General features: G+C 70.4%; 18 protein-coding genes. 2 read left to right on the forward strand and 16 right to left on the reverse strand.

Going from position 1 to position 19,070, the window contains the following annotated elements; translation table 11 throughout:
• Nucleotides 1-38 precede the first annotated feature (38 nt).
• The 7 genes from ASE01_RS13800 to trpC form a co-directional block, all read right to left on the reverse strand.
• Nucleotides 39-1,508: a glutamate synthase subunit beta gene (locus ASE01_RS13800; protein ID WP_056752827.1), complete on the reverse strand. Its 1,470-nt coding sequence runs from the start codon at nucleotides 1,506-1,508 to the stop codon at nucleotides 39-41.
• Entirely contained in the window at nucleotides 1,501-6,090 is a 4,590-nt protein-coding gene (gltB, locus tag ASE01_RS13805; protein WP_056752831.1) for a glutamate synthase large subunit, read from the reverse strand. The genes ASE01_RS13800 and gltB overlap by 8 nt, the downstream gene beginning before the upstream one ends.
• A 153-nt stretch (nucleotides 6,091-6,243) precedes the next feature.
• On the reverse strand, nucleotides 6,244-7,188 hold the full coding sequence (gene lgt, locus ASE01_RS13810; RefSeq protein WP_056752836.1) for a prolipoprotein diacylglyceryl transferase: 945 nt from the start codon (nucleotides 7,186-7,188) through the stop codon (nucleotides 6,244-6,246).
• Nucleotides 7,189-7,191: 3 nt separating this feature from the next.
• Nucleotides 7,192-7,794, reverse strand: a complete 603-nt coding sequence (locus ASE01_RS13815; RefSeq protein ID WP_056752839.1) for an SCO family protein — start codon at nucleotides 7,792-7,794, stop codon at nucleotides 7,192-7,194.
• On the reverse strand, nucleotides 7,787-8,596 hold the full coding sequence (trpA, locus tag ASE01_RS13820; protein ID WP_056752844.1) for a tryptophan synthase subunit alpha: 810 nt from the start codon (nucleotides 8,594-8,596) through the stop codon (nucleotides 7,787-7,789). The genes ASE01_RS13815 and trpA overlap by 8 nt, the downstream gene beginning before the upstream one ends.
• The gene (gene trpB, locus ASE01_RS13825) at nucleotides 8,593-9,756 is read right to left on the reverse strand and encodes a tryptophan synthase subunit beta (RefSeq protein ID WP_235536064.1); all 1,164 of its coding nucleotides are present in this window, start codon (nucleotides 9,754-9,756) and stop codon (nucleotides 8,593-8,595) included. The genes trpA and trpB overlap by 4 nt, the downstream gene beginning before the upstream one ends.
• An 80-nt stretch (nucleotides 9,757-9,836) precedes the next feature.
• The gene (trpC, locus tag ASE01_RS13830; RefSeq protein ID WP_056752850.1) at nucleotides 9,837-10,643 is read right to left on the reverse strand and encodes an indole-3-glycerol phosphate synthase TrpC; all 807 of its coding nucleotides are present in this window, start codon (nucleotides 10,641-10,643) and stop codon (nucleotides 9,837-9,839) included.
• Nucleotides 10,644-10,751: 108 nt separating this feature from the next.
• On the opposite strand from trpC, the gene ASE01_RS13835 reads away from it, so the two are divergent.
• Entirely contained in the window at nucleotides 10,752-11,144 is a 393-nt protein-coding gene (locus tag ASE01_RS13835; RefSeq protein WP_056752853.1) for a DUF4190 domain-containing protein, read from the forward strand.
• Nucleotides 11,145-11,184: 40 nt separating this feature from the next.
• Here ASE01_RS13835 and ASE01_RS13840 read toward each other — a convergent pair whose 3' ends face one another.
• The 6 genes from ASE01_RS13840 to ASE01_RS13865 form a co-directional block, all read right to left on the reverse strand.
• The gene (locus ASE01_RS13840) at nucleotides 11,185-11,622 is read right to left on the reverse strand and encodes a DUF2752 domain-containing protein (RefSeq protein WP_200958850.1); all 438 of its coding nucleotides are present in this window, start codon (nucleotides 11,620-11,622) and stop codon (nucleotides 11,185-11,187) included.
• A 4-nt stretch (nucleotides 11,623-11,626) separates the two neighbouring features.
• The gene (locus ASE01_RS13845) at nucleotides 11,627-11,827 is read right to left on the reverse strand and encodes an HGxxPAAW family protein (RefSeq protein WP_056752862.1); all 201 of its coding nucleotides are present in this window, start codon (nucleotides 11,825-11,827) and stop codon (nucleotides 11,627-11,629) included.
• Between the two features lie 85 nt (nucleotides 11,828-11,912).
• The gene (locus tag ASE01_RS13850) at nucleotides 11,913-12,569 is read right to left on the reverse strand and encodes a Trp biosynthesis-associated membrane protein (protein ID WP_056752864.1); all 657 of its coding nucleotides are present in this window, start codon (nucleotides 12,567-12,569) and stop codon (nucleotides 11,913-11,915) included.
• Nucleotides 12,562-12,912, reverse strand: a complete 351-nt coding sequence (hisI, locus tag ASE01_RS13855; protein ID WP_056752867.1) for a phosphoribosyl-AMP cyclohydrolase — start codon at nucleotides 12,910-12,912, stop codon at nucleotides 12,562-12,564. Before hisI ends, ASE01_RS13850 begins: the two co-directional genes overlap by 8 nt.
• The gene (locus ASE01_RS13860) at nucleotides 12,912-14,723 is read right to left on the reverse strand and encodes an ABC transporter ATP-binding protein (protein WP_056752871.1); all 1,812 of its coding nucleotides are present in this window, start codon (nucleotides 14,721-14,723) and stop codon (nucleotides 12,912-12,914) included. The genes hisI and ASE01_RS13860 overlap by 1 nt, the downstream gene beginning before the upstream one ends.
• A complete protein-coding gene (locus ASE01_RS13865) occupies nucleotides 14,720-16,495 on the reverse strand; it encodes an ABC transporter ATP-binding protein (protein ID WP_056752874.1) in 1,776 nt (591 codons plus the stop codon). Before ASE01_RS13865 ends, ASE01_RS13860 begins: the two co-directional genes overlap by 4 nt.
• Nucleotides 16,496-16,712: 217 nt before the next feature.
• Between ASE01_RS13865 and ASE01_RS13870 the strand changes: the two genes are divergently transcribed.
• Nucleotides 16,713-16,907 carry a hypothetical protein gene (locus ASE01_RS13870; RefSeq protein ID WP_056752878.1) on the forward strand — a complete coding sequence of 65 codons (195 nt, stop codon included), beginning with the start codon at nucleotides 16,713-16,715 and terminating at the stop codon, nucleotides 16,905-16,907.
• Here the strand turns inward: ASE01_RS13870 and hisF are convergent.
• Genes hisF through hisH form a run of 3 tightly spaced genes read right to left on the reverse strand, consistent with a single transcriptional unit; the run spans nucleotide 16,904 to nucleotide 19,070 of the window.
• Complete coding sequence (gene hisF, locus ASE01_RS13875; RefSeq protein WP_056752881.1) at nucleotides 16,904-17,680, reverse strand: imidazole glycerol phosphate synthase subunit HisF; 777 nt, start codon at nucleotides 17,678-17,680, stop codon at nucleotides 16,904-16,906. The genes ASE01_RS13870 and hisF overlap by 4 nt on opposite strands.
• On the reverse strand, nucleotides 17,677-18,396 hold the full coding sequence (gene priA, locus ASE01_RS13880) for a bifunctional 1-(5-phosphoribosyl)-5-((5-phosphoribosylamino)methylideneamino)imidazole-4-carboxamide isomerase/phosphoribosylanthranilate isomerase PriA (RefSeq protein ID WP_056754703.1): 720 nt from the start codon (nucleotides 18,394-18,396) through the stop codon (nucleotides 17,677-17,679). Before priA ends, hisF begins: the two co-directional genes overlap by 4 nt.
• A gap of 23 nt (nucleotides 18,397-18,419) precedes the next feature.
• Nucleotides 18,420-19,070, reverse strand: coding sequence for an imidazole glycerol phosphate synthase subunit HisH (hisH, locus tag ASE01_RS13885; RefSeq protein ID WP_056752887.1), 651 nt, complete (start codon nucleotides 19,068-19,070; stop codon nucleotides 18,420-18,422).

Genomic DNA, 19,070 nt, shown 5'->3' on the forward strand with positions numbered 1-19,070 from the left:
CTTCCGATGAAGTCTGCGCCGATGCGTCGAGATGCTTCTCAGACCACCAGCGGGCGGGCCGTCGGCGGGATCGGCGCGGGGAGCTGCGTGCTGCCGGTGAGGTACTTGTCCACACCAGCGGCGGCCGCACGGCCCTCCGCGATCGCCCACACGATGAGCGACTGACCACGACCCGCGTCACCGGCGACGAAGACGCCGTCGACGTTGGTGGCGTAGTCGTTGTCGCGCTTCACGTTGCCGCGCTCGTCCAGCTCGACACCGAGCTGCTCGACCAGGCCGGGCTGCTCGGGACCGACGAAGCCCATCGCGAACAGGACGAGGTCGGCCGGGATCTCCCGCTCCGTCCCCTCGGCCTCGACGAGCTTGCCGCCCTCGAAGGCGACCTCGACGATCCGCAGCGCGCGGACGTTGCCGTCCTCGTCGCCCAGGAACTCCTTGGTCGAGACGGCGTAGACACGCTCGCCACCCTCCTCGTGGGCCGAGGAGACGCGGAAGAGCATCGGGTACGTCGGCCACGGCTGGCCCTGGGGACGGTCCTCCGTCGGCTGGGGCATGATCTCCAGCTGCGTGACTGAGGCAGCGCCCTGACGGGTGGAGGTGCCCAGGCAGTCGGCACCGGTGTCACCGCCACCGATGATCACGACGTGCTTGCCATCGGCACGGATCTGGTCCTCGACGGTCTCGCCGAGAGCGACCCGGTTGGCCTGCGGCAGGAACTCCATCGCCTGGTGGATGCCACGGAGCTCACGACCGGGGACCGGGAGGTCCCGCGCAACGGTCGACCCGACAGCCAGCACGACGGCGTCGTAGCGGTCCCGCAGGGCGTCGCCGGTCAGGTTGCCCTGGCCGACCTCGACGCCGGAGCGGAACACGGTGCCCTCGCGCTTCATCTGCTCGAGGCGCTTGTCGACGTGCTTCTTCTCCATCTTGAACTCGGGGATGCCGTACCGCAGCAGTCCACCGGGCTTGTCGGCCCGCTCGTAGACGGCCACCGTGTGACCGGCCCGGGTGAGCTGCTGGGCGACGGCCAGTCCGGCCGGCCCCGATCCCACGACAGCCACGGTCTTGCCCGAGAGCCACTCCGGCGGCTGAGGCCGGACGTTGCCCTGGTCAAAGGCCTTGTCGATGATCGAGACCTCGATGTTCTTGATCGTCACCGCCGGCTGGTTGATGCCGAGGACGCACGCGGTCTCGCAGGGCGCCGGGCAGAGGCGACCGGTGAACTCCGGGAAGTTGTTCGTCGCGTGCAGGCGCTCGATGGCGCCCTCCCAGTCATCGCGCCAGACCAGGTCGTTCCACTCCGGGATGATGTTGCCCAGGGGGCAACCGGAGTGACAGAACGGGATGCCGCAGTCCATGCAACGGCTCGCCTGGACGTTGATGATCGGCAGCAGCGCGCGACCGATCCCGCCGGGGTAGACCTCGTCCCAGTCGTTGACGCGCTCCTCGACGGGGCGTCGCGTCGCCACCTCGCGTGAGTTCTTCAAGAACCCCTTCGGGTCAGCCATACAGCACCTCCATGACTCGGTTGGCGGCAGCGTCGGCGTCGAGGCCAGCGGCCTCCGCCTCGGCCTGGACCGCCAGCACCTTTGCGTAGTCGCGGGGCATGACCTCGGTGAACCGCGGCAGTGCGGCTTCCCAGTCGGCCAGCAGCTCCTGCGCGATCTCGGAACCGGTCTCCTCGAGGTGCTTGCGCACGATCGCCTCGAGGTCAGCGGCGTACTCAGCACTCACCGGACGGAGGTCGACCAGCTCGGCGTTGACCCGGAACTCCTTGAGGTCGAGCACCCAGGCGACACCGCCCGACATGCCCGCCGCGAAGTTCCGGCCGGTCTTGCCGAGCACGACCACACGGCCACCGGTCATGTACTCGCAGCCGTGGTCGCCCACGCCCTCGGTCACGACCGTGGCACCGGAGTTGCGCACGCAGCACCGCTCGCCCACGCCACCGCGGATGAAGATCTCACCCGAGGTCGCGCCGTAGGCGATCGTGTTGCCCGCGATGATGTGCTCATCGGCACGGAAGGACGCGTTGCGGTCAGGCCGGATCGCGATCCGGCCGCCCGAGAGGCCCTTGCCGACGTAGTCGTTGGCGTCGCCCTCGAGTCGCAGCGTGATCCCCTTCGGCACGAAGGCACCCAGCGACTGACCGGCGGACCCGATCAACGTCAGGTCGATCGTCCCCTCGGGCAGGCCGGCGCCGCCGTACTTCTTGGTGACCTCGTGGCCCAGGATCGTGCCGACGGTCCGGTTGACGTTGCGGATCTGCAGCTGCGCCCGCACCGGCTCGCCCGACTCGATGGCGGCAGCCGCCAGCGGCAGGATCTCGGTGACGTCCAGGGACTTCTCCAGGCCGTGCTCCTGGCCCTTGGTGTTGTGGATGTCCTGGTCGGGGAAGTGCGTGCCGGCGACGTCGACCTTGTGCAGGATCGGCGAGAGGTCGAGACCCTGCGCCTTCCAGTGACGCTGCGCGTCCACGGTGTCGAGCGCCTCGACCTGGCCGACGGCCTCCTCGATCGAGCGGAACCCGAGCTCTGCAAGCAGCTCCCGGACCTCGGTGGCGATGAACTCGAAGAAGTTGACGACGTACTCGGCCTTGCCGCTGAACCGCGAACGGAGCGTCGGGTTCTGCGTCGCCACGCCCACCGGGCAGGTGTCGAGGTGGCAGACCCGCATCAGGATGCAGCCCGAGACCACCAGGGGCGCGGTCGCGAAACCGAACTCCTCGGCACCGAGCAGCGCGGCGATGACGACGTCGCGACCCGTCTTGAGCTGGCCGTCGGTCTGCACCACGATCCGGTCACGCAGACCGTTGAGCAGCAGCGTCTGCTGGGTCTCGGCGAGGCCGAGCTCCCAGGGACCACCCGCATGCTTGAGCGAGGTGAGCGGCGAGGCACCCGTGCCACCGTCGTGACCGGAGACCAGGACGACGTCCGCGTGCGCCTTCGACACACCGGCAGCGACCGTGCCGACGCCGACCTCGGAGACCAGCTTCACGTGGACGCGGGCCGACGGGTTGGCGTTCTTGAGGTCGTGGATCAGCTGAGCCAGGTCCTCGATCGAGTAGATGTCGTGGTGCGGCGGCGGGCTGATCAGGCCGACGCCCGGCGTGGAGTGCCGGGTCTTGGCGACCCAGGGGTACACCTTGTTGCCGGGCAGCTGGCCGCCCTCACCGGGCTTGGCTCCCTGCGCCATCTTGATCTGGATGTCGTCGGCGTTGGTGAGGTACTCGCTCGTGACACCGAACCGTCCCGACGCGACCTGCTTGATCGAGCTGCGCCGCTCCGGGTCGTGGAGACGATCGGAGTCCTCGCCGCCCTCGCCGGTGTTGGACTTCGCGCCCAGCCGGTTCATGGCGATGGCCAGGGTCTCGTGCGCCTCGCGGGAGATCGAGCCGTACGACATGGCGCCGGTCGAGAACCTCTTGACGATGTCGGACACGGACTCGACCTCGTCGATCGAGATCGGCGCACGGCCCAACGCTGCGGCGTCCTTGAACTTGAACAGGCCGCGCAGCGTCATCAGCTTCTCGGACTGCTCGTCCACGGCTGCGGTGTACTGCTTGAAGATGTCGTAGCGACCGGTCCGCGTGGAGTGCTGGAGGCGGAACACCGTCTCCGGGTTGAAGAGGTGCGGCTCGCCTTCACGACGCCACTGGTACTCGCCACCGATCTCGAGCTCGCGGTGCGCGGGCGCGATGCCGGCCGGCGGGTACGCCTTCGCGTGACGCGCGGCGACCTCCTGCGCGATGACGTCGAGCTCGATGCCACCCAGCTTGGAGGTCGTGCCGGTGAAGTACTTGTCCACGACGGTCTGCGAGAGGCCGATGCACTCGAAGATCTGCGCACCGGTGTACGACGCCACCGTGCTCACGCCGATCTTGGACATGACCTTCAGCACGCCCTTGCCGAGACCCTTGATCAGGTTCTTGACGGCCTGCTCGGGCTCGGTCGTGACGTAGTAGCCCTCACGCGCCAGGTCCTCGACGGTCTCCATGGCGAGGTACGGGTTGACCGCAGCCGCGCCGTAGCCGACGAGCAGCGCCACGTGGTGGACCTCGCGGACGTCGCCCGCCTCGATGAGGAGGCCGACCTGGGTCCGCGACTTCTCGCGCACCAGGTGGTGGTGGACGGCGCCGGTGAGCAGGAGCGACGGGATCGGCGCGAGCTCAGCGGTCGAGTGCCGGTCGGAGAGCACGATGATGCGCGCACCGTCGGCGATCGCCTGGCTGACCTCGGCGCAGATCTCCTCGATCCGCGCCGCCATGGCCGCGCCGCCGCCCTCGACGGCGTACAGGCCGCGCGAGACGTGGGTGACGAAGCCGGGGTGGTCGCCGTCGCGGTTGATGTGGCGGATCTTGGCCAGGTCGTCGTTGGAGATGACCGGGAACGGGAGCACCACCTGGCGACACGACGACGGCGTCGGCTCGAGCAGGTTCGACTCCGGGCCGATGCTGCCGTTGAGCGAGGTGACGAGTTCCTCGCGGATCGCGTCCAGCGGCGGGTTCGTGACCTGCGCGAACAGCTGGCTGAAGTAGTCGAAGATCAACCGCGGCTTGTCGCTGAGCGCGGCGATGGGCGTGTCGGTGCCCATCGAGCCGAGCGGCTCTCCCCCGGTGTTGGCCATGGGGGTGAGCAGGATCCGCAGCTCCTCCTCGGTGTAGCCGAAGATCTGCTGGCGACGGGTCACCGAGGCGTGGGTGTGCACGATGTGCTCACGCTCGGGGATGTCGTCGAGGTGGATCATGCCGCCGTGCAGCCACTCGCCGTACGGGTGCTCCGCGGCGAGCTGGGACTTGATCTCCTCGTCCTCGATGATCCGGTGCTCCTCGGTGTCGACGAGGAACATGCGGCCCGGCTGGAGCCGGCCCTTGCGGACCACCGTGGCGGGATCGAGGTCGAGCACGCCGACCTCGGACGCGAGGACGACGAGGCCGTCCTCGGTGACCCAGTAGCGCGCCGGACGCAGGCCGTTGCGGTCCAGGACCGCGCCGATCTGGGTGCCGTCGGTGAACACGACGCACGCGGGACCGTCCCAGGGCTCCATCATCGTGGAGTGGAAGCGGTAGAAGTCGCGCCGCAGCTCGTCCATCTCGGTGTGGTTCTCCCACGCCTCCGGGATCATCATGAGCACGGCGTGCGGCAGGCTGCGCCCGCCCATGTGCACGAGCTCGAGGACCTCGTCGAAGGACGCCGAGTCCGAGGCACCCGGGGTGCAGATCGGGAAGAGCCGCTCCAGGTCGCCCGGGATGGTCTCGGAGTCGAGCAGCGCCTCGCGCGCCCGCATCCAGTTGCGGTTGCCCATGACCGTGTTGATCTCGCCGTTGTGCGCGATGAAGCGGAACGGGTGCGAGAGCGGCCAGCTCGGGAACGTGTTGGTCGAGAACCGGGAGTGGACGACGCCGATCGCCGAGGCCATGCGCTCGTCGCGCAGGTCGGGGAAGAAGTTGTCCAGCTGGTCGGTCGTGAGCATGCCCTTGTAGGCGAGCGTGCGGGAGGACAGCGACGGGAAGTACACGTCGGTCTCGCGCTCGGCGCGCTTGCGCAGGCAGAACGCCAGGCGCTCCAGGTCCATGCCACTCAGCGCTGATCCCTGGGGAACCCCGCCACCGAACGGGTTCGCCTGCACGAACAGCTGCGTGAAGGCCGGCATGACGCTGAGCGCCATGGTGCCGAGGATGTCCGGGTTGACCGGGACCTCGCGCCAGCCGAGGACGACGAGGCCCTCTTCGGCAGCGATCTCCTCGATCCGGGCGCGGGTCTTGGCGACCTGCTCCGGCTCGCCGGGGAGGAAGGCCGTGCCGACGGCGTACGTGCCGGCAGCAGGCAGCGTGACACCGGCATCGCCGGCGACCGCTCGGAGGAATGCGTCCGGCACCTGCAGGAGGATGCCGGCACCGTCACCGGAGTTCGCCTCGGCGCCAGCGGCGCCGCGGTGATCCAGGTTGCGAAGGGCCGTCAGGGCCTTCACCACGATGTCGTGGCTGGCCTCACCGGTCAGCGTCGCGACGAAGGCAACGCCGCAGGCGTCCTTCTCGTGGCGCGGGTCGTAAAGACCCTCCGGCGGCGGGAACGCGTGCGTGTAGGGCACCAGGGTTCTCCCGTCGACTACGTCTGCAGGCCACTCCGCGACGATGGATGCCATCGCAGCGAGATGTCCACAGAAGGTGGGGCGCAAGGGACAGCACTGGCCCACGCGGCGGAGCGCTCAGGTTACCACTGTGTGAACCCGCTGCGCCCATCCTCAGTCGTCGGTGGATGCCTCGTCGGTCACACTCGCACCGGGAGCCACAGGGGTCGCATCGACGTACACCTCGTCCTCGCGGCCGGGGTGCTTGCGCAGCGACCAGACGAAGTAGGCGGCAGCGACCACGAACAGCACGATCGAGGTCCACACGTTGAAGCGGAGGCCGAGCACGTCGTCGAGCTGCACGTCGTCGATGCGGATGTACTCGATCCAGCCGCGACCCACCGTGTAGGCCATGACGTAGACGGCCATCACCCGGCCGTGACCGAGCCGGAAGCGACGCTCCAGCCAGATGATCAGGGCGAAGGCGGCCAGGTTCCAGAGGCACTCGTAGAGGAACGTCGGGTGGAAGGTCGCGAACTCCGGCGGGATGCCGCCGTTGGCCGCGAGCGCGTCGCGGTAGTCCTGGCTGGCGAGGTAGGCACTGCTGAAGTGGTCCTGGTCGATCTTCAGGCCCCACGGTGCGTCGGTGGGCCGGCCGTAGAGCTCCTGGTTGAACCAGTTGCCCCAGCGGCCGATGGCCTGGGCGACGAGCACGCCCGGGGCGAGCGCATCGAGCATCGGCGCGATCTTGATGCCCTTGCGTCGCGCGCCGATCAGGGCGCCGACGGCGCCGAGGCCGACCCCGCCCCAGATGCCGAGGCCGCCGTGCCAGACATAGAGCGCCTCGATCGGCTCACCGCCCTCGCCGAAGTAGTTCTTCCAGTCCGTGGCGACGTGGTAGAGCCGCGCACCGACCAGGCCGAAGGGCACCGCCCAGATCGCGACGTCCTGCATCTCGCCGAGCTGGCCGCCGCGCGCCTGCCAGCGCTTCTCGCCGATCCAGATGGCCACGACGATGCCGAGGATGATGCAGAGGGCGTAGCCCCGCAGCGGGAAGGGCCCGAGCTCCCACACGCCGTTGGCCGGGCTCGGGATGCTGGCGGTGATGAGCTGGAACACGGATCAGTCCTCGGTGAGCAGGGTGTGGATGTCGGCGGCGAACTCGGCGCTCGAGGTCTCCTGGTTCCACAACGCGATGGCTTCGTCGTCGCCGTCGATGGCGAGCGTGAAGGTGGAGTGGCCACCGAGGTCGTAGCCCCCGGTGGGGAGCTCCTTGCCCTCGTTGACGTAGACGGCCAGCGGTTCGCCGATCTCGATGATGGTGGCGAGATCGCCGGTCAGGCCGATGAAGTCCTCGTTGTAGCGGTCGAGGTAGGTGCGCAGGGTCTTCTCGTCGTCACGCGCCGGGTCGGTGGTCACCAGGACGACGTCGACCCGGTCCCTGTCGCCGTCCTCGAGCAGGTTCATCGCGGCGGCGATGTTGTTGAGCACCATCGGGCAGAAGTCGGGACACTTCGTGTAGCCGAAGAACACCAGTGTCAGCGGCTTGTCCGTCGACGCGGCGAGCGAGTACGGCTGACCGCCGGTGTCGGTGAGGGCGATGTCCGGCGCGGCGTAGGGGTTCTTCAGGCGCGAGCCCGTGAACTCCTCGGGGGTGCTGGAGCACGCGGCTCCGAGCAGCCCCACCAGGGCGAGCAGCAGCGCGAGCGTGGAGGACCTACGCACGCACGACCCCTGCCACGCCGGCCGCGAGGTCCTCGGTCAACGCACCGATCGCCGCCAGGCCGGCGGCGCGGTCGTCGGGGTGGTCCTGCAGCGCACGCACGAAGGCCGATCCGACGATCACACCGTCGGCGTACGTCGCGAGCTCGGCGGCCTGCGCGCCGTTGCTGACGCCGAGACCGACGCCGATGGGCAGGTCGGTCGCCGCCTTGGCGCGGGAGACGAGGGGACCGGCGAGGTCGCTGGTCGTGGTCCGGGCACCGGTGACACCCATGACGGCCGTGGCGTAGACGAAACCGCGACACGCGGCGGTGGTGAGGGCGATGCGCTCCTCGGTGGAGGACGGGGCGACCAGGAAGACCTTGTCCAGCTCACGCTGGTCCGCCGCGGCGATCCACTCGGGGGCGAAGTCGGGGGTGAGGTCGGGCGTGATCAGTCCCGCTCCCCCGGCGTCGAGCAGCTGCTGGGCGAAGCGGTCGACGCCGTAGCGCTCGATCGGGTTCCAGTAGGTCATCACCAGGGTCGGGACGCCGGTGGCGGCCACGGCCTCGACGGTGCGCAGCACGTCGGCGGTGCGCACACCGTTGTCGAGCGCCTGCTGGGCTGCCGCCTGGATGGTCGGACCGTCCATGACCGGGTCGCTGTAGGGCAGGCCGATCTCGATCACGTCGCACCCGGCGGAGACCATGACCTTGAGCGCAGCGATGCTGCCCTCCACGTCGGGGAAACCAGCGGGGAGGTAGCCGACAAGTGCCGCCCGTCCCTCACTGCGCGCCTTGTCGAAGGCGACGCTGGTGCTCGTCACTTGCCCTCCCCGACCGCCGGCGCGTCGGCCTTGCCGAGCTGGAAGTACTCCATCGCGGTGCCCATGTCCTTGTCACCGCGACCGGAGAGGTTGACCAGGAGGGTCTGCCCGGGACGTTCCTCGGCGACCTTCAGGGTGCCGGCGATCGCGTGGGCGCTCTCGATGGCGGGAATGATGCCCTCGGTGCGTGCGAGCAGCGCCATGGCCTCCATCGCCTCCGCGTCAGTCACCGGGAGGTACGACGCCCGCCCGGCCTGCGACAGGGCAGCGTGCTGGGGCCCGACCCCCGGGTAGTCCAGGCCAGCGGAGATCGAGTGCGACTCGATCGTCTGGCCGTCCTCGTCCTGCAGGACGAAGGTCCGCGAGCCGTGGAGGACGCCGATGGACCCGGCGAAGATCGTCGCCGCGTGGCGGCCGGTCTCGACACCGTCGCCGCCGGCCTCGAAGCCGTAGATCGCGACCTCGGGGTCGTCGAGGAATCCGGCGAACAGGCCGATCGCGTTGGATCCCCCGCCGACGCAGGCGGCAATCGCGTCGGGCAGACGACCGGTGAGGTCCAGGCACTGCTGCCGCGCCTCGTCGCCGATGCCGCGCACGAAGGACAGCACCAGGCTCGGGAACGGGTGCGGTCCGGCGGCCGTGCCGAAGAGATAGGCGGTGTGGTCGACGCTGGCCACCCAGTCGCGCAATGCCTCGTTGATCGCGTCCTTGAGGGTGCTGGAGCCGCTGCGGACCGGGATGACCTCGGCGCCGAGGAGCTGCATGCGGGCCACGTTGAGGGCCTGCCGCTCCGTGTCGACCTCGCCCATGTAGACGGTGCAGTCCAGACCGAGGTAGGCCGCTGCGGTCGCCGAGGCGACGCCGTGCTGGCCGGCGCCGGTCTCGGCGATGACCCGGGTCTTGCCCATCCGCTTGGTGAGCAGCGCCTGGCCGAGCACGTTGCGGATCTTGTGGGCCCCGGTGTGGTTCAGGTCCTCACGCTTGAGCAGGATCCGGGCGCCCGCGACCTCGGAGAGCCGGTGGGCGTCGTAGACCATGCTCGGGACGCCGGCGTAGGTGTGCAGCAGGCCCTCGAACTCGGCGACGAAGCTCGGGTCGAGCATGGCCTGCTGCCACGCGACGTCGAGCTCGTCGAGCGCTGCCATCAGTGCCTCGGGCATGAACCGGCCCCCGAAGGCGCCCGCTCCCCCGAACCAGCCGAACCCGTCGGCGTCGTACCCGCTGGTCGTACCGGTCGTGCTCATCCCACCAGTCCTGTCATGTCCGCGACGCTCGCGCGTGGGCCTCCGATGCCAGATTCGCGCACCAACGCCTCGCCCACCAGCACCGCGCGGGCGCCCTCGTCGACGAAGCGCTGGACGTCTGCGGGGCCGGTGATGCCGGACTCGGCCACCAGCACGCGGTCCGCGGGCACCATCGGTGCGAGGCGCCCGAAGGTGTCCGCGTCGACGGCGAGGGTCTTGAGGTTGCGGGCATTGACGCCGATCAGCTCGGCGCCCAGCTCGACGGCCCGCTCGGTCTCGATCTCGTCGTGCACCTCGACCAGCACCGTCAGGCCGAGCTCGCGGGCGTAGTCGTGGAGCTGGCGCAGCCGCTCGCCGGGAAGCGACGCGACGATCAGCAGGGCCAGGTCGGCACCGGCGGCACGCGCCTCGAGCAGCTGGTACTCGGTGACCATGAAGTCCTTGCGCAGGAGCGGGGTCTCGACCGCGGCACGCACCGCGCGCAGGTCGGCGAGACTGCCGTTGAAGCGGCGCTGCTCGGTCAGGACGCTGATCGCGGCGGCTCCGCCGGCGGCGTACTCGCTCGCGAGAGCGGCCGGGTCGACGATGTCGGCGAGCTCGCCCTTGCTGGGGCTCTTGCGCTTGACCTCGGCGATCACGCTGGATCCCGGTGCCCGGAAGTGCGGCATCGGGTCGCGCGGCGGAGCCACGTCGGCGAGCGCCGCGCGCAGGTCGGCCTCGGTCGTGGTCGCCTGACGGGCGGCGAGGTCCTCGAGGACACCGGCGACGATCCCGTCGAGCACCGTGGCCTGGGGGGCCGGCATGTCGTCTCCATTCCACTGCAGGTCTGTCGTGTCGAGTGTGGCACGCGCCAGTTAGGGTTCCACACACTGCCCGCGACTCGACCGGGTCACCCCACGGAAGGACCAGACGTGAGCTACAACGAGCCGCCGAACTACGGAACACCCCCGCCCCCCGGCGGCCAGCCTCCCTACGGCGGCCAGCCGCCGTACGGCGGGGACCCCTACGGCAACCAGCCCTACGGCGGGGGCCAGCCGCAGCAGACCTCGGTGATGGCGATCATCGCCCTCGTCACCGGCATCGTCGGCCTGATCCCCTGCCTGTGGGGGTGCTTCGTGTTCTCCATCGCCGCCGTGATCCTCGGCGTCCTCGGCAAGAAGGAGACCGCCACCGGCGCCAAGAAGGGCGGCGGCATGGCGATGGCCGGCATCATCACCGGAGTGATCGGCATCCTGCTCAGTATCCTGATGGTCGTGCTGTTCGCCGTCGGCGTCTTCGACTTCGACGCCTACAGCGACTTCTGAGCCTCACCGGCCCACCGCTGCAGCACCGCCAGCACCCCCGTCAGGGAGCCAACCAGCTCCCGGCGGGGGTGTTGCGCATCACGGTGAAGACGACCAGGACGACGATCACCGCGATGGCGCCGTACTTCAACGCGCGGTCCGACGGCTGCCACGGCTGACCGATCCAGCGGCCGCGGGTCCAGCGCAGGAAGGCGTAGGCGATCAGCGGCAGGGCCAGCACGAAGGCCAGGTTGCTCGACGCCGCGTCGAGGATGCGCAGGTTGCTCAGGTCGTTGACGGCACGCAGGCCTCCGCACCCCGGGCACTGGAAGCCCATCGCCGCCGTCGGGCAGATGCCCCAGCTGCCGTCGCTGTGCGGGTCACGCAGGTGCAGCGCGAGGGTCGCGAGACCGAGACCCCCGGCGACGAGCGCCGGCGGCACCATCCGACGCCGGCGAGAGGTCTCTCCGGGCGCGACGGGTGGTGCGGTGAGGGTCACCGGATCAGTGACCCGACTCGTGCAGGCCCATCTTGACGAGGACCAGGAACAGCGGGCCGGCGGCGACCGCGATGACCGCGCCGATCCAGAAGAGCGGCCAGTTGAGCGGCGACACCGACATGCCGACGGCACCCACGACGAATCCGACCAGCGAGACCAGGACAGCGGTCCAGGCGGCGGGGGTGTTGCCGTGGTTGTCGGCCATGAGTTCGAGCTCCTCGTTCAGACGGGCGGGGTTTCGAGGCTCGGCCGTGGACGGCCTCGCACCTCAACGACCGAAGTATAGAAGGTCACTTCTCGGTCGGGTCGGTGCCCTCGTCCAGCGACTTCCACAGATCGAGGTTGGACTGCTCCTCGGGCTCCTTTGCGGCTCCCTCGGCGGAACCCGACGTCGAGCCGGCACCGGTGGGCGCGTCGTAGCGCGTGCCCATCTCGGGCCACCCACCGACGAAGCGGACGGCGGCGACGCCGGCCGCGAACGCGGCCACGGCGGCGACCAGCGCGACCCAGAACCATCCCGTGCGCTCCAGGGGAAGGTCGTCGAAGGAGGACGCCCCCAGGCGGGTGCTGAGGTCGGCGGCCGCGTCGTCGACCTGGAAGAAGCCTCCGATGACGACCACGGCGAGCACGCCGAGCGAGGCGAGGGCGGCGATCACGGCCACCGCACGTCGTACGACGCCGCGGGTGACGAGCAGGACGCCCCAGCAGGCCAGGGACACCAGCCCCAGAGCGCCCGCGAGCGGGAACTCGACGATGGTGCCGTCCTGGCCCTGGAGACTGATCAGACCAGCAGACTTCAGGAAGTCCTCGGGCAGCGCGAGCATGCCCTTGTGGCCGGCCAGGGCGACGCCGCCGCTCGCGGCGAGGCCGAGCAGCACGACCGGACCGAAGGTCCGACGGGGGCCGGACGGGCGGGTGTCGGACGTGCGGGTGGCGGGATCAGGCACCGAGCAACCCGTCGTCGAAGCACGTCCGCGCGCCGGTGTGGCAGGCCACGCCCACCTGGTCGACCTTGAGGAGAAGCGTGTCGCCGTCGCAGTCGAGGCGGACCTCGTGGACGTGCTGGGGGTTGCCGGAGGTCTCGCCCTTCACCCAGTACTCCTGGCGGGAGCGGCTCCAGTAGGTCGCCCGCCCCGTCGTGAGCGTGCGATGCAGTGCCTCGTCGTCCATCCAGGCCAGCATCAGCACCTCACCGGTGTCGTGCTGCTGCACCACCGCGGGCAGCAGCCCGTCGGTCGTGCGCTTGAGCCGATCGGCGATCTCGGGCGCGAGGGAAGTCACGGGAGCCATTATCCCCGCTGGGAGATCCAGGACGCGTGCAGGCGGGCGTAGGGCGTCCCCGGCTGGGCGACGAGGGCGGCGTGCGGACCGTGCTGGACGATCCGACCCCGGTCGACCACCACCACGACGTCGGCGGCCTCGGCCGTCGAGAGGCGGTGCGCGATCGTCACCGAGGTGCGGCCCGACATCAGCCGCTCCAGCGCGCGGGCGATCCGGGTCTCGAGCTCGGGGTCGACCGCGCTGGTGGCCTCGTCGAGGACCAGCAGGTCGGGGTCCGCGAGCTGTGCCCGCAGCAGGGCGACCAGCTGCCGCTCCCCCGTCGACAACGACTCACCCCGCTGACCGACGCGGGTCTCGACCCCGTCGGGCAGCCCGGCGAGCCAGTCGCCGAGGCCGATCGTCTCGGCAGCCTCGCGGATGTCGTCGGCGGTGGCGCCGAGACGGCCGTAGCGCACGTTGGCGGCGAGGGTGTCGTCGAAGAGGAAGCCCTCCTGGGGCACCAGCACCACGCTGCTGCGCAGTGCCGTCTCGGCGACCTCGCGCAGGTCGATGCCGTCCAGCAGCACCCGACCGCGGCTCGGGTCCATCAGCCGGGTCAGCAGCTTGGCGATCGTCGACTTGCCGGAGCCCGTCTCGCCGACGACAGCCACGCGCTGACCGGCCGGGATCACCAGGTCGATGTCGGAGAGCACCTCGGAACCGCCGGGATAGGCGAAGGAGACCGCGTCGAAGCGGACGTCGATCGCGCCCTGCGGCAGGCGCTGTCCGTCCGGGCCGGGATCGACGAGGTCGGCCGGGGTGTCGAGGATGCCGATCACCCGCCGCCAGCCCGCGATCGCGTTCTGGGCGTCGGTGAGGATCTGGGTGCCCATCTGGACCGGTCCGACGAAGAGGGTCACCAGGAACGCGAAGGCGAGCACCTCACCGGCCGTGATCCCTTCGCCCCAGGCAAGACCCTGCCCGAGCCAGATGCCGACCACCAGCACACCGGCGTTGGCGAAGCCCGCCGAGATCCCGCCGAGGCTGAAGGAGAAGGCGGTGAAGCCCTGGGCGCGAGTGCTCGCCGCCTTGTGGGTGTCGATGGCGAGGTCGATCCGCTCCTGGGTGCGGGCCTCGACGGCGTAGGACTTCACGACCGCGGCGCCGACCACCGGCTCGGAGACGGCCGAGAGCAGCGCGCCGACCTGGCGGCGTACCGTCCCGTAGGCCGCGGCCAGCTTGCGCTGGAAGTAGCGCAGGCTCAGGAAGAGCGGCGCGAAGCAGACCCACACCACCAGCGCGAGCTGCCAGCTGTAGAAGATCATCACGATCGTGGCGATCAGCATCTGCCCGATGCTCACCACGAAGAGCAGGCCGCCGAACACCAGGAACTGACTGACCTGGTCGACATCGCTGGTCACCCGCGACACCAGGGCACCGCGCCGCTCGGTGTTCTGGGTCAGCAGCGGCAGGTCGTGGACGTGGCGGAACGCCTTGACCCGCAGGGTGGCCAGGCCACGCTCCGCGGTCGAGAAGAGTCGCGCCGTCATGGCGTACGACGCCCAGCTGGTCACCACGATCGCGGCGCCGGCTGCGAGGGCGAGCCAGGTGGTGAAGGTGACGTCGGGCCCGCCCGGCCCGCGCAGACCCTTGTCGATGGTCTGCTGCACGGCGATCGGCACGATCACCTGGCCCACGGACGCCAGCACCGCGAGGGTCAGCGTCCAGCCGATCCCCTCGACGAGCTCCGGGGAGTGGCGCACGCCGCGGCGGATGGTCTCCCAGGCGCCGATGTCCTCACCGCTGCTGAGCACGGTCGTGGTCGTGGTCGACTCGCTCATGCCGGCACCTCTTCGTAGGCGTTGACGAGCCGGGCGTAGTCGTCGTTGCGGGCGACCAGCTCGGCGTGGGGACCGCGGTCGGCAATCGCTCCGTCGACCAGGAAGAGCACCTCGTCGGCCAGGCTGATCGTCGCCTTGCGGTAGGCCACCACCACGAGCGTCGCGTCGTCGCCGCGCAGGCCAGCGAGGATCCGCGCCTCGACCTCCGGGTCGACCGCCGACGTCGCGTCGTCCAGGACGAGCAGGCGTGGGTGACGGACCAGCGCCCGGGCCAGGGCCAGTCGCTGACGTTGTCCGCCGGACAGGGTCGCTCCCCGCTCCCCCAGCCGGGAGTCGAGCCCCTCGGGCAGTGCCGCCACAAAGCCGTCGGCCTGGGCCGTGCGCAGCGCGGACCACACCTCCTCGTCGGGTACGTCGAGCCCGAGCGTCACGTTGCCGCGCACGGTGTCGTCGAAGAGGAACGCCGTCTGCGGGACGACGGCCTGGGTCCCGGCCAGGACGCCACGACGCAGGTCGCGCAGGTCGTGCCCGTCGACCCGGATCGCGCCGGCGTCCACGTCGACCAGGCGGGCGAGCAGCGTCGTGATCGTGCTCTTGCCGGACGCGGTCGCGCCGACGAGGGCGACCGTGCGGCCGGGCTCGACGGCGAAGGTCAGCTCGCGCAGGAGGGGCCGGTCGGGCTGGTAGCCGAACGACGCACGGTCCACCTCGAGCCGGGCGCCGCCGGTCTGCGACGGGAGCTCACGGTCGCCGTACTCCATCGCGCCGGAGGCCCTCAGCACGGCGGCGACCCGGCGGTACCCGACGACGCTGCGCGGGAAGTCGCCGAGCAGCCAGCCGATGGAGCGGATCGGGAAGGAGACGACCGTGAGGAGGTAGGCGATCGTGACGACGTCACCCGGTGCCGTCGCACCGGAGGTCACCCGGTGCACGCCGAGGACGAGCACGACGAGGACGGCGATGTTGGGCAGCGCCGCGAGCGTCGGGTCGAAGGCCGCCCGGATCCGGCCGACCTTGATGTTGGCCTCGCGCAGCTCGGCCGCCTTGGCCCGGAAGCGTTCGGTCTCCTCCGGCTCGCGGCCCAGCGTCTTGACCACGAGAGCACCGTCGAAGGACTCGTGCGCGATCTCGGACAGCTCGGCCCGCAGCTGTTGTGCCCGCGTCGCCCAGCCCTGCGCCAGCCGCTGGTAGACGACATTGGTGCCGATCACGACCGGGAAGACCAGCAGGCCCACGACGGCCAGCGCGAGGTCGGTGAACAGCATCTGGACGACGGCGATGACCATCATCGCGACCGTTCCCACCGCCATCGGCAGCGGCGCGATCGGTCCCCAGGCAGCCTCGACGTCGGAGTTGGCGTTGGAGAGCAGCTCGCCCGTCGGGTGCTTCTGGTGCCAGGCCATCGGGAGCTGGAGGTACTGGCGGGTGACCGCGCGGCGGCTGTGCGCCTGCATGCGGTACTGCATGATCCCCGCGCCGAGGCGTCGCGCGACGATGCCGACCGCGCGCAGGATCGCGACGGCCACGAACAACCCGAGGACGGCCCAGAGCAGCCCGGAGCCGATCTCGCCGTCGCGGAAGGCAGGAAGGACGACGTGGTCGGTCGACCAGCCCAGGACCCAGGCGTCGGCGACGGTGAGGGCACCGAACAGGACGCTGCCCAGCGTGGAGAGGGTGAAGATCCACGGTTCACGCTTGATCGCGACCCAGAGGACGCCGAATCCGGCGGACGTCGTCCCCGTGACCGCCGTTGGACTGCTCGCCGTCGCCACTCGTCCCTGCTTCCCGCCTCGATGCGCGACCGATCCGATCACGGCCGCAACCAACCCCAACCACCGGTCGGTCGGAGACTATTCCGCAGGGTCGAGGCGCCGACCCATCGGCGGCCTGTGGAGAACCACCGGTTGTCCACAGGCCGCCGCTGCGGCGGTTGCGAACAGGCGGCATCACGCCGAGGCTCGTGCCACCACCGACGAGAGGAAGGGCACCGTGGACACCACCGGTTCCCGCCTCGGGATCCTCTGCGTCGCGCTGCTCTGCCTGAGCGCGTGCGCGGGTCCCGCGGCCGAAGCACCCGACCTGCGCACACCCCCGGCGCGCGAGACTCCGTCCGGACCACTCGGCACCGGCGCCGGGCCGGGCGCCGACGGGCTCGACAGCCCGCGAGGGCAGGGCTCGCCCTAGCGGACGGGGTGGCCCGCCTGCGCCAGCGACGACTTCACGTCGGCGATCTTCAGGGTTCCGAAGTGGAAGACAGTGGCCGCGAGGACCGCGTCCGCGCCGGCGTCGACGGCCGGGGCGAAGTGCTCGACGGCCCCGGCGCCGCCGGAGGCGATCACCGGGATGGAGACCTCGCTGCGCACCGCGCGGATCAGGTCGAGGTCGAAACCGTCGGTGGTGCCGTCGGCGTCCATCGCGTTGAGCAGGATCTCGCCCGCACCCAGCTCGGTGGCACGCACGGCCCACTCGATGGCGTCGATCCCGGCGGACTGGCGCCCCCCGTGCGTGGTGACCTCGAAGCCTGAGTCCGTCGAGACACCCGAGCCGGGCAGCACCCGACGGGCGTCGACGGACAGCACGAGGACCTGGTTGCCGAAGCGCTGCGCGATCTCGGAGATGAGCTCCGGGCGACGGATCGCAGCAGTGTTGACCGCGATCTTGTCGGCCCCGGCGCGCAGCAGGCGGTCGACGTCCTCGACCGAGGACACTCCTCCGCCGACGGTGAGCGGGATGAAGACCTGCTCCGCCGTGGCCGAGACGATCTCCATCGTCGTGGCCCGCCCCTCGTGGGAGGCGGAGATGTCGAGGAAGGTCAGCTCGTCGGCGCCCTCGGCGTCGTAGAGCCGGGCGAGCTCGACCGGGTCACCGGCGTCGCGCAGCTCCTGGAAGTTGACGCCCTTGACCACGCGGCCGGCGTCGACGTCCAGGCACGGGATCACCCGGACGGCCAGGCTCACACCAGTCCGCCCTTGGTGAGCGCCAGCGCGTCCTCGAGGGTGAACTGGCCCGTGTAGAGCGCCGTGCCGGCGATCGCGCCCTCGACCCCGATCGAGACCAGGTCCATCAGTGCGCGGATGTCGTCGAGGGTGGTGACCCCGCCCGAAGCGACGATCGGACGCGACGTGGCGGCACAGACGTCCTGCAGCAGCTGGAGGTTGGGGCCCTGCAGCATGCCGTCCTTGTTGACGTCGGTGACGACGTAGCGGGCGCAGCCCTCACCGTCGAGGCGGGCCAGGGTCTCGTAGAGGTCCCCGCCCTCCTGGGTCCAGCCGCGCGCGGCCAGCGTGCGGCCACGGACGTCGAGGCCGACAGCCACCCGGTCGCCGTACGTCGCGATCGCCTTCGCGCACCACTCGGGCTGCTCGAGGGCCGCGGTGCCGATGTTGACCCGACGGCACCCGGTCGCCATCGCGGCCTCGAGGGACTCGTCGTCGCGGATCCCGCCGCTCATCTCGACGTGGATGTCGAGCTTGCCGACGATCTGGGCCTGGAGCTCGCGGTTGTTGCCGTGGCCGAAGGCGGCGTCGAGGTCGACGAGGTGGATCCACTCCGCCCCCGCCTCCTGCCAGCGAAGTGCAGCCTCGATCGGGTCGCCGAAGCGCTTCTCCGACCCGTCGACACCCTGCACCAGCTGGACGGCCTGGCCGCCCTTGATGTCGACGGCAGGAAGCATCTCCAGGTAGGCGTTCGTGGGGCTCACAGTGATCTCACCCAGTTCCTCAGCAGTTGCGCGCCCGCATCCCCCGACTTCTCCGGGTGGAATTGCGTGGCACAGAGTGGTCCGTTCTCGACGGCGGCGACGAAGTGGTCGCCTCCGTGCTCCGACCAGGTCACCTTCGGCTGGTGGCTGTCGGGTGTCCGGTCGTTGGTCTCGAGCGTCCAGTCACGGACGCCGTAGGAGTGGACGAAGTAGAAGCGCTCGTCCTCGATGCCCGCGAAGAGCCGCGTGTCCGGGGGTACGGCGACGGTGTTCCAGCCCATGTGCGGCACGATCGGCGCCTGCAGGCGCTCCACGACGCCGGGCCACTCGTCGCACCCCTCGGTCTCGACGCCGTGCTCGATCCCCTTCGCGAAGAGGATCTGCATGCCCACACAGATGCCCAGCACCGGTCGGCCCCCGGAGAGGCGACGTCCGATGATCCGCTCGCCACGGATCGCACGCAGGCCACGCATGCAGGCGTCGTAGGCACCCACGCCCGGCACGAGGAGACCGTCGGCCTCCAGCGCGGCGTCGAAGTCACCGGTGAGGGTGACCTCGGCCCCGGCGCGCTCGACAGCGCGCACGGCGGAGCGCAGGTTGCCGGAGCCGTAGTCGAGGACGACCACGGACGGCTTGCGTTCGCTCAT

Source organism: Nocardioides sp. Root190 (assembly GCF_001428565.1).
In the GTDB taxonomy this organism is placed as follows: domain Bacteria; phylum Actinomycetota; class Actinomycetes; order Propionibacteriales; family Nocardioidaceae; genus Nocardioides.